The organism is Polynucleobacter sp., assembly GCF_018500155.2.
Classification (GTDB): Bacteria; Pseudomonadota; Gammaproteobacteria; order Burkholderiales; family Burkholderiaceae; genus Polynucleobacter.
This window is the reverse complement of record NZ_JAHBAK020000046.1, coordinates 1-14,100: the sequence shown is the minus strand read 5'-3', so window position 1 is coordinate 14,100 and position 14,100 is coordinate 1. Positions and strand designations below refer to the sequence as shown.

At 46.9% G+C, this 14,100-nt stretch carries 13 protein-coding genes; 7 read left to right on the top strand and 6 right to left on the bottom strand.

Features of this window, described 5'->3' with window-relative positions; translation table 11 throughout:
- Window positions 1-6: 6 nt before the first annotated feature.
- From KIH43_RS05880 to KIH43_RS05870, 3 genes are read right to left on the bottom strand one after another with little or no spacing between them, the layout of a single operon-like run.
- Entirely contained in the window at window positions 7-780 is a 774-nt protein-coding gene (locus tag KIH43_RS05880) for a BPSS1780 family membrane protein (RefSeq protein ID WP_297718731.1), read from the bottom strand.
- Window positions 777-1,751, bottom strand: coding sequence for a homoserine kinase (locus KIH43_RS05875; RefSeq protein ID WP_297718728.1), 975 nt, complete (start codon window positions 1,749-1,751; stop codon window positions 777-779). Before KIH43_RS05875 ends, KIH43_RS05880 begins: the two co-directional genes overlap by 4 nt.
- Before the next feature lie 26 nt (window positions 1,752-1,777).
- Entirely contained in the window at window positions 1,778-2,191 is a 414-nt protein-coding gene (locus KIH43_RS05870; RefSeq protein ID WP_297718725.1) for a hypothetical protein, read from the bottom strand.
- An 82-nt stretch (window positions 2,192-2,273) separates the two neighbouring features.
- Between KIH43_RS05870 and polA the strand changes: the two genes are divergently transcribed.
- The 3 genes from polA to KIH43_RS05855 are packed head-to-tail and all read left to right on the top strand — an operon-like array spanning window position 2,274 to window position 6,798.
- Window positions 2,274-5,099 (top strand): DNA polymerase I, encoded by a 2,826-nt coding sequence (gene polA / locus KIH43_RS05865; protein ID WP_297718721.1) that lies wholly within the window; start codon window positions 2,274-2,276, stop codon window positions 5,097-5,099.
- 20 nt (window positions 5,100-5,119) lie between these two features.
- The gene (locus tag KIH43_RS05860) at window positions 5,120-6,016 is read left to right on the top strand and encodes a dienelactone hydrolase family protein (RefSeq protein ID WP_296969648.1); all 897 of its coding nucleotides are present in this window, start codon (window positions 5,120-5,122) and stop codon (window positions 6,014-6,016) included.
- Window positions 6,017-6,024: 8 nt separating this feature from the next.
- Entirely contained in the window at window positions 6,025-6,798 is a 774-nt protein-coding gene (locus KIH43_RS05855; RefSeq protein WP_296969643.1) for a ZIP family metal transporter, read from the top strand.
- A 30-nt stretch (window positions 6,799-6,828) separates the two neighbouring features.
- Here the strand turns inward: KIH43_RS05855 and KIH43_RS05850 are convergent, their stop codons facing one another.
- A complete protein-coding gene (locus KIH43_RS05850; RefSeq protein ID WP_297718717.1) occupies window positions 6,829-7,659 on the bottom strand; it encodes a sulfurtransferase in 831 nt (276 codons plus the stop codon).
- A 45-nt stretch (window positions 7,660-7,704) separates the two neighbouring features.
- On the bottom strand, window positions 7,705-8,811 hold the full coding sequence (locus KIH43_RS05845; RefSeq protein ID WP_297718714.1) for an aromatic ring-hydroxylating dioxygenase subunit alpha: 1,107 nt from the start codon (window positions 8,809-8,811) through the stop codon (window positions 7,705-7,707).
- 161 nt (window positions 8,812-8,972) lie between these two features.
- Between KIH43_RS05845 and xseB the strand changes: the two genes are divergently transcribed.
- From xseB to folE2, 4 genes are read left to right on the top strand one after another with little or no spacing between them, the layout of a single operon-like run.
- The gene (xseB, locus tag KIH43_RS05840) at window positions 8,973-9,206 is read left to right on the top strand and encodes an exodeoxyribonuclease VII small subunit (protein ID WP_297718711.1); all 234 of its coding nucleotides are present in this window, start codon (window positions 8,973-8,975) and stop codon (window positions 9,204-9,206) included.
- A gap of 12 nt (window positions 9,207-9,218) precedes the next feature.
- Entirely contained in the window at window positions 9,219-10,115 is an 897-nt protein-coding gene (locus tag KIH43_RS05835; RefSeq protein WP_297718708.1) for a polyprenyl synthetase family protein, read from the top strand.
- A 24-nt stretch (window positions 10,116-10,139) separates the two neighbouring features.
- Window positions 10,140-12,041 carry a 1-deoxy-D-xylulose-5-phosphate synthase gene (gene dxs / locus KIH43_RS05830; protein ID WP_297718705.1) on the top strand — a complete coding sequence of 634 codons (1,902 nt, stop codon included), beginning with the start codon at window positions 10,140-10,142 and terminating at the stop codon, window positions 12,039-12,041.
- Between the two features lie 25 nt (window positions 12,042-12,066).
- A complete protein-coding gene (gene folE2 / locus KIH43_RS05825; RefSeq protein WP_296969623.1) occupies window positions 12,067-12,894 on the top strand; it encodes a GTP cyclohydrolase FolE2 in 828 nt (275 codons plus the stop codon).
- 17 nt (window positions 12,895-12,911) lie between these two features.
- Here the strand turns inward: folE2 and tsaD are convergent, their stop codons facing one another.
- Window positions 12,912-13,988: a tRNA (adenosine(37)-N6)-threonylcarbamoyltransferase complex transferase subunit TsaD gene (gene tsaD, locus KIH43_RS05820; RefSeq protein ID WP_297718701.1), complete on the bottom strand. Its 1,077-nt coding sequence runs from the start codon at window positions 13,986-13,988 to the stop codon at window positions 12,912-12,914.
- Between the last annotated feature and the right edge of the window lie 112 nt (window positions 13,989-14,100).

Genomic DNA, 14,100 nt, shown 5'->3' with positions numbered 1-14,100 from the left:
TAAAGATTACAGAGATACCACTTCTTCAGTAAAGCAGGCTTTCCATGTGGCATAGAAGGAGCAATGCATGATGGTCAAGCCTGCCATCGATATAGGCGCGATGATGAATGAAGCAGCTTGCCCAATACTCAGAGTGTCAAACACCATTCCTATAGTTAATGGAATAGCGATGAGTATCACGCTCCAAATAGCGAGATAGTAGAAAAAAGCGCCCTTATTGGTCCATAAAGCCATCCAGCTTGAAAAGAGAGCTTGGGCTACTGGCATATCAGCCCAAGCAACGAGGATGGGCGAGAACCACATGAGCATGGCAATAGGAATATAGAAAAGGGCTCCAAAGAACAGCACTAAATAAATTTGTCGAAGCGCTTCAGGTGTCATGGCCTTGTCGCCGGTCATCAGGGGTAGCAGAAGTTCAAAATCGACGATGAGGCTCAACATAAAACTGAGTAACAAGATGAAGGCTGCGTAAATGAGCCCTAACTGCAGTATGCGTTTGCGAACGAGATCACCCGATTGCAACGCAATTAAATACACCGTGGGTCGAATGCGCTCTTTTTGAATCGCTTGCCGACAGGCAGTCATAAAGCCAACGGATAGTGTGGGCGTCAACAGCAGTACAGCAAACACACCTACAACAGGGATGATCACGGCGAGTTGCGCTGCAAAGACATACATAAACACCAGCATTAAAAATCCCAAAGGATTTTGTTTGAATAACCAAATACCTTGTCTAATCCAGGTATAGCCTTCTTTAGGTGCAACAGAGTTCAGTTTCATAAGCTTCGGCGACTCAGAAGAATGCGTTCAAAGTGGGTGGGATCATGAGGGGTAAGCATTTGTGCGTCGCGGGGTAAATAAAAGTCCCACAATCGTGACACCCAGAAACGCAATGCCGCAGCGCGTAGCATGAGGATCCAATTGGATTGCTCTTCTGGGGTCAATGGTCGCACGGATTGATAGGCAGATAGCAAGGCATTCAATCGTTCGGGATCAAGATCTTGTTTATTTTGCGCGAGACACCAATCGTTTGCAGTCACAGCAAGATCAAACAGCCATTTGTCTGTGCCAGCAAAGTAAAAATCAAAGAAGCCTCCTAGTTGATCCATCTTAGGATCATTACTCTGGGGATCGAAAAGAACGTTGTCACGGAACAAATCACAATGGCTTGCACCTTGCGGAAGCCGATCGTAATCACTAGAAGCAAAAAAATCTTCTTGCGTAGATAGTTCGTGAGTCAGTAAATCTTTTTGCGATAAATTTAAATGCGGCAATACTGATGGGATAGTTTGCTGCCACCATCCAAGGCTGCGTAAGTTTTCTTGTGACTTAGGAAAGTCTTTGCCAGCTAAGTGCATCTTAGCCAACATCTCGCCCACCATGGCGCAGTGATTGGCCTCGGGCTGAAGGCGGGATAAGCCGGGGAGCTTGGTAACGATAGCTGCGGGCTTGCCTTTAAGAGAAAATAAAATTTCTCCTTGATGATTTTCAATAGGCTTAGGTACGGGTATACCTTTGTTAGCCAGGTGACGCATGAGCTCCAGGTAATACGGTAGTTGCTCGGCAGATAATCTTTCAAAGATCGTTAAAACATACTCGTGCTTTTGACCATCTTTTGTGGTGTCCAGAAAGAAATTAGAGTTTTCAATTCCGCCGTGAATGCCGCGAATCTCTGCAGCATGGCCGATATCAAAATCTTGCGAAATCCAATCTGAGATATCGCTCAGTTCGATGGGGGTAAATACAGCCATAAAGCAGCAACTATTCTTTTAGAGCTTTATCGAATTGGAATGCTAATGCTAGGAACGCTAATGAGTGAACCCTCACCAGAAGGTGGACCAGGCATGACTGAATCTGGAGGAGACATCTCATAAGTGGTGTATTTAGTTTTCACTTGCACTTGCGTTGGGCTATTGGCATCTTTGTATTCTGTAATCTCGGTGCCAGTGGCTTCTTTATGAACAAAGCTGGGCTTGCGCACATCCGGGCCTTCCACCACACCTGCTGGTGTTACCGTAGGGGAGAGAGGTTGATTGTTGATGCGGTTCAGTTCGGATTGGCTTAGCGCTTGACTGGTATTCTGGGCATATGCCGAGCCGGCTCCAAGCAGGCTAAAAACAGCCAAAAAGCTCATGAAAACAAGGCTTTGGCTAAAAGTATGGCTAATTAAATTTGTTAGAGCATGCATCATTTTTCACCTTTTTGGGCCTACTCACTGGCGCTTCATTAACCAGACCTGTAGGTAATTGATAACTAGATTGTACGATTGCGGTATGACTAAACATAGACTCCTTTTGGTAGATGGCTCTAGCTACCTCTATCGTGCCTTTCATGCCATGCCAGATCTCAGAAATGGGGCAGGCGAGCCCACTGGGGCCATATATGGCATGGTGAACATGATGCGCCGAGCCAGATCGGAGCTTAAAGCAGACCATATTGCCTGCGTTTTTGATGCCAAGGGCAAGACCTTTCGCGATGAAATGTATTCCGAGTACAAGGCACATCGATCACCCATGCCAGAGGATCTGGTCAAGCAAATAGAGCCTATTCATGCGATGGTCAAAGCTTTGGGGTGGCCCGTACTGATGGTTTCTGGTGTAGAGGCAGATGATGTGATTGGCACATTGGCTTGTCAAGCAACCCAAGCAGGATGGGAAACCATCATCTCCACTGGAGATAAAGATTTAGCGCAACTAGTCAATCCCTCGGTAACGCTCATTAATACGATGACCAATGAGAAGCTAGATATTGCTGGAGTGACAGAAAAGTTTGGCGTGCCCCCAGAGTTAATTGTGGATTACTTGTCGATCATTGGCGATGCAGTAGATAACGTTCCGGGCGTTCCTAAGGCTGGACCAAAAACAGCGGCTAAGTGGTTGGCAGAGTTTGGCAACTTAGATAATTTGATGGCCAATGCTGATCAAGTGAAAGGTGTTGTTGGTGAAAATCTACGTGCAACACTAGATTGGTTGCCTCAAGCGCGCCAATTAATTACTGTAAAAACGGATTGTGATTTATCACCTCATTTGCCTGGCTTGGATGACTTGCATGCAAAACCTGAAGATGCCAAATTACTCAGAGAGTTATTCGAGCGTTATGCCTTTAAGTCTTGGCTACGCGAGGTAGAGAAACAGCTCTCAAACCCAGAGAATTCCAGCGCTTCTTCCCCTGCATTTGATTTGGTGGGAGGTTCATTTGAGAGCGCTGCAAGCACTAGCGCATCTGAGAACGTGACTGTCATTGCGACCACTCCTACTAAGGCTTTATCACCAGAAGCCAGTGCATTGCAAGATGCTATTGAGCGTCAATATGAGTGCGTTACAGATGAGGCTGCATTAGATCGCTGGCTGCAAAAAATTGAAAGCGCCCCTTTAACTGCGGTTGATACAGAAACGACCAGCTTAGATGCCTTAGCGGCCCAATTGGTGGGAATTTCTCTCTCTGTAAAACCGGGTGAAGCTTGTTACATTCCGGTAGCGCATATTAATGCGGAAGCGCAATTGCAGCGCGATGTCGTTCTTGCAAAATTGAAACCTTGGTTAGAGAGTGCAGCACATTTAAAGGTGGGGCAAAACCTAAAATATGACACCCATATCTTTGCTAACTATGGCATCACATTGGGCGGGATTGCGTTTGATACATTGCTTGAGTCCTACGTCCTCGAATCTCACCTGTCACACAATATGGACAGCCTAGCTGAGCGCCATTTGGGCATGAAGACTATACGCTATGAAGAAGTCTGTGGAAAAGGTGTACACCAAATCGGATTTGATCAAGTTGATTTAAAAATCGCAACTGAATATGCGGCTGAAGATGCGGATATTACCTTGCGTCTTCATCTTGAATTGTGGCCACAAATTCAGGAAAGTCCTGGACTGCGATATATCTATGAAAAGATTGAAATGCCGGCCATGCGTGTTCTTGGCATCATGGAGCGCAACGGTATTCGGATTGATTCTGCACTTCTGGCAAAACAGGGTCAACAAGTGGGCAAGCGTTTGCTAGAGCTTGAAGGTGAAATTCATCGGCTAGCAGGCCAACCTTTTAATATTCAGTCACCGAAACAAATTGCCGAAATTTTATTTACGCAACTAGAGTTGCCAGTCATTAAGAAAACTCCATCTGGCGCGCCCTCTACTGATGAAGAGGTTTTGCAAAAGTTAGCCGAAGACTATCCATTGCCAGCGCGCATCTTGGACTATCGTAGTTTGGCTAAGCTGATGTCTACTTATATAGAGAAGTTGCCGCGCATGGCAGATCCTAAAACGGGAAGAGTACATACCAACTTTTCACAGGCCACTGCAGTAACAGGGCGCCTGGCATCAAGCGATCCGAATTTGCAAAACATACCGGTGCGCACTGAAGAAGGGCGCCGTATACGCGAGGCATTTATTCCTGCAGCGGGCTGCAAATTACTCTCTGCTGACTACTCTCAAATTGAATTGCGCATCATGGCGCATATTGCCGAGGATGAAAATCTGTTAGCGGCATTTAGAGAAGGCAAGGATGTGCACCAAGCTACTGCCGCAGAGATTTTTGGAGTTCCGCTTAATGAAGTGAATTCAGAGCAGCGTCGCTATGCAAAAGTGATTAATTTTGGATTGATCTATGGCATGAGCGCATTTGGTTTAGCAGGCAATTTGGGTATTGAACGCTCTGCCGCGCAAAACTATATTGCGAAGTATTTTGATCGCTATCCTGGCGTAGCTCAATACATGGAGCGCACGCGTTTAGAGGCACGAGAAAATGGCTATGTTGAAACTGTTTTTGGACGACGATTGTGGTTGCCAGAAATTAAGGGCTCCAATGGTCCACGTCGCCAAGGCGCTGAACGAGCAGCCATTAATGCACCTATGCAAGGTACAGCAGCTGACCTCATCAAGCTGGCCATGATTGCGGTAGAGGATTGGCTCGAAAGTGAGCAATTGAAGACCAAGCTCCTTTTGCAAGTGCATGATGAATTGGTTTTTGATGTTCCCTTGGAGGAAATTGATCTCTTGCAAGCAAAGTTGCCCGATTTAATGTGCAATGTAGCTCAGCTAAAGGTTCCTTTGGTGGTTAGTATCGGTATTGGCGATAATTGGGAAGAAGCGCATTAACAATTTGATGGAGACACAAAATGGATAATCAAAAACAAAATGGCAGAAGAAGTTTTATTAAAAGTTCGGTGGCGGGCGCTACTGCTCTACGTACAGCCGTTAGCGCTCTCGGAGTAGGTTTTGTGGCGGCATCCGAACCAGTAATGGCGGCTGCGATCGAAACGGATTTCAAAGGGCTAAAGGCAGGCGAGCAAATGATTCCGATTGGCAGCTATCAATTGCCTGCTTATGTATCTCGCCCAGAAAACGCCAAGGGCAATCTGCCGATTGTCATAGTGGTCAGTGAAATTTTTGGTGTGCATGAATATATTGCTGATGTCACACGTCGTTTTGCCAAGCTTGGATATTTGGCGATTGCTCCAGAATTTTTTACGCGCGCAGGTGACCCCAATACTTACGGCACCGTGGCCGAAATTCAATCCAATATTGTTGCTAAGACTCCCGATGCGCAGGTATTAAATGATTTGCAAGGCGCTTTAGTTTGGGCAGGCAAAAATGGTGGCGATCTAAAGCGTGTGGGTGTTACTGGATTCTGTTGGGGTGGGCGTATTACTTGGCTCGCCGCTACATTGCCGCAAGTAAAAGCAGGTGTGGCTTGGTATGGAAGAGTGATTGGTGACAAAACGGAAAATAGCCCACGTCATCCTGTAGATATTGCTTCTGAACTGAAAGCGCCTGTCTTAGGACTGTATGGTGGCGCAGATACAGGTATTTCATTGGAGAGTGTTGAGCAAATGCGCGCAGCGCTTGCGCAAGCCGCACCGAAAAATCCTGCTGCTAAGGCATCTCTGATTGAAGTCTATCCAGATGCGCCCCACGCCTTTCATGCAGACTATCGTGCAACGTATCGCGAAGGACCGGCCAAAGATGGCTGGGAAAAGTGTATTGCGTGGTTTAAGAAAATGGGTGTCGCCTAATTTTTTCTATGACCGTATTACAAAGCATACTTTTGGTAACGGCATTAGCAGGCACTGCTAGTGTATTGGTGGCGGCTAGCTGTTCGCTAGCTTTGCTCTCCAAGATGGTCAATAACATGGTGAGTTTGTCAGTGGGTATTTTGCTGGCAACGGCGTTATTGCACTCGCTACCAGAAGCGTTCAATATGCCAGGGACCCATCCGCAGCTATTGTTTGCCACACTGTTGGCTGGCTTGCTCGGCTTTTTCTTATTAGAAAAAATTGCGTTACTACGTCATGATCATCACCACGAAGGTGATGGTCACCACCACCACCACGGTCATGATGCAGAAAATGCTGGGCGCAGTGGCTGGATGATTTTGGTTGGCGATGGTATTCACAATTTTGTGGATGGGATCTTAATTGCCGCGGCTTTTATGGCGGATTATCAAGTGGGCCTATTTACCGCAATTGCCATCATTGCACATGAGATACCACAGGAGATTGGCGATTTCATTGTGTTGCTCAATGCTGGCTTCTCACGTGCGCGAGCGTTGTTTTATAACTTTATTTGTGGTTTGGCTGCTGTGCTTGGAGGCGTACTAGCGTATTTTTTCCTCGAGAAAGCGCATGCTGCAATGCCTTATTTATTGGTCATTGCCTCAAGTAGTTTTATTTATATCGCAGTGAGTGATCTGATTCCGCAAATGCATCGTCGCCCGCATTGGGCAGAGTCATTGCGTCAAACCGTATTGGTTGCTTGTGGTGTAGGGTTTGTCATCCTACTCTCCCTACTGCATTGATATTGAGGGCGCAGTATTGCGCTTGCAGACTTAGGTTTCTACTGGCCTATTAGGATCTGAGCACCACTCGCTCCAACTCCCTGCATATAAGCGAGAGCCTTTTAATCCAGCGAGCTCCATAGCCAAGAGATTGTGGCAAGCGGTAACACCAGAACCGCATTGATGTATCACTGCTGATGGTTTGGTTGACCCAAGCAACTCAACAAACTCTTTAAAAAGTTGCTCAGCAGGCTTGAATGACGTTGCTGACAGGTTATCTTTAAAGAAGCGATTGATCGCCCCCGGAATATGACCACCGATGGGGTCGAGTGTTTCATTTTGTCCATGAAAGCGATCATTGGCGCGTGCATCAAGTACGGCATTGCTTTGAGTTTGTAGATTGTTTACTACTTCATCAACTAGCACTAGACCCACATAAGGGCGCGGCTCTATTGCATGACTTGCTGGCGTTGGTTTGCGAGGCACAGTCCCCATGGGTCCATTCCACGCATCTAGGCCACCATCTAAAACTTGGACTTTCGCGTGTCCTGTGGCTTTGAGCATCCACCAGAGGCGACTCGCGTAAACGGATCCTTGTTTATCGTATGCCACCACCAAAGTATTGGGACTCATTCCAAGGCGTGTTTTGGTTTGAGCCCAAGCTTGCGGTGAGGGAAGGGGGTGTCTGCCATTAGCGCCAGTTTTTTTGCCCGATAGATCATGATCTAGGTCGACATATATGGCGCCAGGGATATGGCTTTCTTCGTACGCTTTTTTTCCTGCTAGAGGATCGACTAAATCGAAGCGGCAATCGCAAAGCAACACATTTTCACCGCTGTTAATGAGTTCTTCTAACTGATTTGCAGTAATTAGAGGAGTCATGGCGCTTCCTATGATTTGGTGAAGGAATGTAACTAATGATTGAGATTATGCACCCTGAAAATTCATGACGCGACGATACCATTCGTGAAAGTGTTGCATGCCATCTTCCATGGGGCTTTGATAAGGACCCACTTCATTAATGCCACGAGCCAATAGAGCGGCTCTGCCTTGGTCCATACGCTCTGCAATTTCATCATCTTCGATGCAGGTTTCCATGTAAGCAGCACGTTCTGCTTCAACAAATTCACGTTCAAAGAGGGCGATTTCTTCAGGATAGTAAAACTCCACAATATTGCGAGTTTTATTGACGCCCATTGGATGCAATGTTGAAACGCATAGAACGCCCGGATACCACTCCACCATGACATTGGGGTAGTAGGTAAGCCAAATCGCGCCATGGCGTGGCGGCTTACCGTCAAATTGCCGTAACACCGCTTCATGCCAATTGCGATAAGTGGGGGAGCCCGGAGTTTGTAGGTCTTTATGAATACCTACAGTTTGAACGCTGTGCCATTCGCCGAATTCCCAGCGCAGATCTTCACAAGAAACAAATTTACCAAGGCCAGGGTGAAAAGGAACTACGTGGTAGTCCTCAAGGTAAACCTCGATAAATGTTTTCCAGTTGTAATTGCAGTCATGGACTTCAACGTGATCAAGCATGTAGCCATCAAAACGAAGATCATCGGCCACGCCCAGTTTTGCTAAATCATGACGTACATCACGAGGACCTTCAAATAAAAGTCCTTGCCAATTTTGTAATGGTGACTTGCCCAGATTTAAACAAGGCTTGTCTTCAAAATGTGGTGCGCCTAGTAAATTGCCACCTAGGTCATAAGTCCAGCGATGTAATGGACACACAATATTTTCTGTCTTTCCTTTGCCATTGAGCATTAACGCTTGGCGATGGCGGCAAACATTGGAAAGAAGTTCTATCCCTTCGTTATTGCGCACTAGGATGCGACCTTCATTTTCTGCGCTCAAGGTTTGATAAGAGCCCACTTCTGGCACCATCAATTCATGCCCTACATAGCCTGGGCCATGCTTGAATAGCAGTTCAATTTCCCGCTGATACAGGTCAGCGTCAAAATAAGCCGAAACCGGCAGTTGTAGATTGGACGGCGCAAGCTGCTGCGCGGTAGCCAGATTAGTCATTCTCCCCACCCCCGAAAACGTCAGCCGAAGCTAAGCGGAATAACCAATCCAACCATCGACGGATCGATATTGGAAAGGAAGGGGGAGATTATACCCATCTAAAACGCTTCTCGCTTTAATATGTAGGGCTGTCTGTGAAGGAAATTCGGGGGAGGTCGCTTATGCCAGCAAAGAAGTCAGAGAGTCCAAAACTTGGCCTTGAGGTCCAGATCGACCCAGCTCTTCGTTATGAGCAAGCGGTAAAAGAGCTTGAAAAGCTGATTGCCGATATGGAGTCAGGCAAATTTTCACTCGAGGAAACCTTATTGGCTTATCAACGTGGTGCCGCCTTGTTGAAGCATTGCCAAGCTGTACTTGCACAAGTCGAACAACAAGTGCGAATTTTTGAGACTTAAGCAAGGATTATTTTGAGTACGGTTTTTGATTTTTCAGATTGGCTTGCAGCAACTTCAGCACGCACTGAATCCGCTCTGGAGCGTTTGCTAGATTCCGCTCAAACCACACCTGCGCGTTTACATGAGGCTATGCGTTATGCAGCTCAAGGTGGTGGCAAGCGAATTCGACCGCTTTTGGTGTATGCAGCCGGTCAATTAGGTAATCAAGATGAACAGAAAGAAGCCCTTGATGCTGCTGCAGTTGCTATTGAATGTATTCATGCTTATTCATTAGTGCATGATGATCTGCCGTGCATGGATGATGATGATCTGCGTCGCGGTAGACCCACTGTACATAAGGCGTTTGATGAAGCAACTGCATTACTTGTCGGTGATGCCTTGCAGACACGCGCTTTTGAGATTTTGGCAAATGCTTCATGTGATCCAAACAACCGACTACGTATGATCAGCGCGCTGGCTGCTGCATCGGGTTCGCGCGGCATGGCAGGCGGTCAAGCAATTGATTTAGAGAGCGTGGGTAAAAAATTAGATTTAGCAGGTTTGCAGCAGATGCATGCCATGAAGACGGGCGCATTATTAGCTTGTGCTGTTGAGTTGGGGGGTACTGCTGCAAATCTACAGCAAAGCCAATTAATACAGTTGCAAAATTATGCAAAAGCCTTGGGATTGGCATTTCAGATTGTGGATGATGTGCTGGACGCTACTGCAGATAGCCAAACCCTTGGAAAAACGGCTGGCAAGGACGCTGCCGCGAATAAGCCGACCTATGTAACCTTGATGGGTTTAGACTATGCACAGAAACAGGCCAAAGAGCTGCAAGAAACAGCCATCCGAAGTCTGGATGGTTTTGGTGAAAAAGCGCAGGCTTTAAAAGAGTTGGCCCTGTTAGTTGTCAATAGAGGTAAATGACACAAATTGAGATGTGTAGATGCAATGACTTTAAATTCCGTAAATTCTCCTGATGATTTAAGAAAGCTTACACGTGAAGAGCTGCCTGCTTTAGCGGATGAGTTGCGCGAATTTATTTTGGATTCTGTTTCCAAGACGGGCGGCCATTTGTCATCAAACTTGGGAACTGTAGAGCTTTCGATTGCATTGCACTATGTTTTTGATACTCCACACGATCGTATTGTGTGGGATGTAGGTCACCAAAGCTACCCACACAAAATACTAACTGGTCGTCGTGAGCGGATGAGCACACTACGCCAGTTTAAAGGTCTATCGGGGTTCCCACAAAGAGCGGAAAGTGAATTTGATGCCTTTGGCACGGGCCACTCATCAACTAGTATTTCGGCAGCCATGGGTATGGCCCGCGCTTTTCAAACAAAGGGTGAGCGTCATGTTGCTGTCGCAGTGATTGGTGACAGCGCGATGACTGGCGGTATGGCTTTTGAGGCCATGAATAATGCCGGTGTGTATGACGACTTGCCTCTAGTGGTGATTCTGAATGACAACGATATGTCTATTTCACCAGCTGTTGGTGCGTTAAACCGTCATTTGGCGAGATTGCTGAGTGGCAATATTTACTCTGCAACCAAAAAAGGAATTGACAGCGTTCTTTCAATGGCGCCACCCCTGCGTGAGTTTGCAAAGCGTTTAGAGGATCATGCCAAGGGCATGGTGTCACCTTCGACCATCTTCCAAGAATTTGGTTTTAATTATTTTGGTCCGATTGATGGTCACGATTTAGATGCGCTGATTCCAATGTTGCAAAACGTGCGACGGTTGGCGCTTGAGGGACGTGGTCCTCAGTTCTTGCATGTGGTGACCAAAAAAGGTCAAGGCTATGAGCTCGCAGAGGCTGATCCTGTGCTCTATCACGGTCCCAGCAAATTTAATCCTGAAGAGGGCGTTAAAAAGTCGGCAGCCAGTAAAAAAACATTTACACAGGTTTTTGGTGAATGGCTATGTGACATGGCGCACGCTGATCCGATGTTGATTGGCATTACACCTGCCATGCGTGAAGGATCTGGTTTGGTGGAGTTCGAAAAGAACTTCCCTAAGCGTTATTACGATGTAGGCATTGCTGAACAGCACGCAGTGACATTTGCTGCCGGAATGGCTTGCGAAGGCATGAAACCAGTTGTTGCAATTTATTCAACATTCTTGCAGCGTGCTTATGATCAATTGATTCATGATGTTGCACTCCAAGATTTACCCGTGGTGTTTGCATTGGATCGTGCTGGTTTAGTGGGTGCCGATGGTGCAACGCATGCTGGGGCTTATGACATTCCATTCTTGCGATGCATTCCGAACATGTTAGTGATGACGCCTGCCGATGAAGCTGAGTGCCGTGATTTATTAACTACCGCCTTTCATCAGCCGCATCCAAGCGCAGTGCGTTATCCCCGCGGGGCCGGTGTCGGAACGATTCCCTCTGCAGAATTGCGGACATTGACTTTAGGTAAAGGAGAGGTGCGTCGCAAATCCCGTGCCCCTAGTGGTCAGCGCGTCGCGATCTTGGCTTTTGGCACTTTGCTCTATGCTGCTTTAGAGGCTGCTGAGAGTATTGATGCAACAGTAGCCAACATGCGTTTTGTAAAGCCCCTAGATGTTGATCTCATTCAATCTCTTGCGGCTGATCATGATTTTTTTGTCACGATTGAAGATGGCGCGATCGCGGGCGGTGCAGGTAGCGCTTGTATGGAAGCTTTGGCTGAGCTCGGAATTCAAAAGCCCTTATTGCAGTTAGGTCTTCCTGATGAATTTATTGAGCATGGCGACTATCAGTTGCTCATGACTAAATGCGGCCTTGATGAAGAAGGCATCACAAACTCCATTCGGCAGCGTTTTCCTGCGGTATTGGCAACAAATTCAGTGGTTTCAGGCAAATAAGATCGTTTTGCTTGAAAATAGAGCTATGAATGACATGAATCCTGCTTTTCTAAAAGCTAGCGCAATGCCCGATGTGCAGTCCACATTGGATGAGCGCGCTTTGCCTATTGAGCAGGTGGGTATTCGTGGCGTGCGTCACCCACTCATGATTCGTAGTGCAACCGGAAACTTTCCTTCAGTTGGCACTTTTGAAATGGATGTGGCTCTTCCTGCGCATGTGAAGGGCACCCACATGTCTCGTTTCATGGCGCTGTTACAAAAACAGGATGATGCGGTAGATAGCACTACAGTTGTAGCGCTTGTTAAGGAAATGCTGCCTTTGCTAGATGCTAAACAAGGACATATCCAATTTACTTATACACACTTCGTTAAAAAAGCAGCTCCAGTTTCAGGAGTTGAGAGCTTGATGGATTACGAAGTGACTTGGATGGCTAATGCGCAGCTTAATGCTGCTGGTGCAATGGATGTGCAATTAGGTTTGCGCGCACAAGTGCCGGTGATGAGTTTGTGCCCTTGCTCAAAAGAGATCTCTGAGTTTGGTGCGCACAATCAGCGTTCGCATGTGACCATGACAGTGAGCTTAGAACCTAACACCCAAATGACAGTAGAGGATTTGGTAAGCGCTGCAGAGAGTGAGGCCTCAAGCGAGCTTTGGGGTTTACTCAAGCGCCCTGATGAAAAATGGGTTACCGAGCACTCCTATAGCAATCCCAAATTTGTAGAAGATTTAGTGCGTGATGTTGCTGGCAATCTCAAGGCAGATCAGCGTATCCAGTCGTTTGTAGTGGAAGCTGAAAACTTTGAATCTATTCATAATCACAGCGCCTTTGCCAGAATCAGTCACAGCAAATAAAACGGCGCAAATCGCGCTTAATTAGCCAAATTATTGCTTTGTAAATCCCAGCGCGGTTTGACATCAAAGGCTCCCGATCTTGTGGAGCCATTATTTTGATTCAACATTCGTAGCGCTCCTGCAAACGCAATCATGACGCCATTGTCGGTGCACAGCTCAATGGGTGGGTAGTGCACTGCATAACCCCGCTTTGATGCCATATTGTTCAGCGCCTGACGTAGTTGTGCGTTTGCTCCAACGCCGCCAGCGAGTACTAAATGTTTGCAACCAGTTTGCTCAAGCACCTTCTCTGATTTACTGACTAGCACTGCCACAATCGCATCTACAAAACTTCTTGCGAGATCAGCATGGAATTGATCCCTGCCTTGAGGATCAGAATGAGAATTTGCTTCCCATTTCTTCACTTGATTTAAGACTGCGGTCTTTAAGCCAGAGAAAGAGAAATCGAAGTCACCTGAATGCAACATCGGTTTTGGTAAATCAAAGATTCCGACGCGACCTTTTTCTGCCAATTTTGAAATCGCTGCGCCCCCGGGATAATCCAAGCCCAATAATTTGGCCGTTTTATCAAATGCCTCACCAGCTGCATCATCTAAGGTTTCACCTAAAAGTTCGTACTGTCCGATTCCAGACACTTTCATGAGTTGGGTGTGACCACCTGAAACCAACAGGGCGATAAAAGGAAATTCGGGCGCGGTTTGACCCAGAAGCGGGGAAAGGAGGTGTCCCTCAAGGTGGTGAACCCCAATCGATGGCAATTCGAGGCCTTGAGCAAGAGATTTCGCAAAAGCACTGCCTACCAGTAGGGCGCCGGCCAATCCTGGCCCCTGGGTATAGGCAACCGCATCAATATCACCTAATTTGAGGCCTGATTGGGCCAAAGACTGGTCTAAAAGGGGTAAAACGCGGCGAATATGGTCTCGGGAGGCAAGTTCTGGCACTACCCCGCCATAATCTCGGTGCATAGCAATTTGGGAGTGCAAACCCTGGCCTAGAATGCCCTCAAATGCCGGTTTTCCGGCCTCCCAGGGGGTGGTGTTGTATAAAGCCACCCCAGTTTCATCGCAGGAAGTTTCTATGCCTAAAACAATCATTTTTTTGCTTGGTCGTGCTAGAATCGCAATTCAGTTAATTTTTCGATATCTATCGAGCATATACGAGTTAAATAAGTATGACTACAGTCCGCCTCCGCGAAAACGAACCATT

Excerpts from the sequence above, each read along its gene's own strand:
- KIH43_RS05880 (WP_297718731.1), bottom strand. The coding sequence starts at position 780 with ATGAAACTGAACTCTGTTGCACCTAAAGAAGGCTATACCTGGATTAGA.
- tsaD (WP_297718701.1), bottom strand. The coding sequence starts at position 13,988 with ATGATTGTTTTAGGCATAGAAACTTCCTGCGATGAAACTGGGGTGGCT.
- KIH43_RS05845 (WP_297718714.1), bottom strand. The coding sequence starts at position 8,811 with ATGACTAATCTGGCTACCGCGCAGCAGCTTGCGCCGTCCAATCTACAA.
- folE2 (WP_296969623.1), top strand. The coding sequence starts at position 12,067 with ATGAATGACATGAATCCTGCTTTTCTAAAAGCTAGCGCAATGCCCGAT.
- KIH43_RS05870 (WP_297718725.1), bottom strand. The coding sequence starts at position 2,191 with ATGATGCATGCTCTAACAAATTTAATTAGCCATACTTTTAGCCAAAGC.
- xseB (WP_297718711.1), top strand. The coding sequence starts at position 8,973 with ATGCCAGCAAAGAAGTCAGAGAGTCCAAAACTTGGCCTTGAGGTCCAG.
- KIH43_RS05850 (WP_297718717.1), bottom strand. The coding sequence starts at position 7,659 with ATGACTCCTCTAATTACTGCAAATCAGTTAGAAGAACTCATTAACAGC.
- polA (WP_297718721.1), top strand. The coding sequence starts at position 2,274 with ATGACTAAACATAGACTCCTTTTGGTAGATGGCTCTAGCTACCTCTAT.
- dxs (WP_297718705.1), top strand. The coding sequence starts at position 10,140 with ATGACTTTAAATTCCGTAAATTCTCCTGATGATTTAAGAAAGCTTACA.
- KIH43_RS05860 (WP_296969648.1), top strand. The coding sequence starts at position 5,120 with ATGGATAATCAAAAACAAAATGGCAGAAGAAGTTTTATTAAAAGTTCG.
- KIH43_RS05875 (WP_297718728.1), bottom strand. The coding sequence starts at position 1,751 with ATGGCTGTATTTACCCCCATCGAACTGAGCGATATCTCAGATTGGATT.
- KIH43_RS05855 (WP_296969643.1), top strand. The coding sequence starts at position 6,025 with ATGACCGTATTACAAAGCATACTTTTGGTAACGGCATTAGCAGGCACT.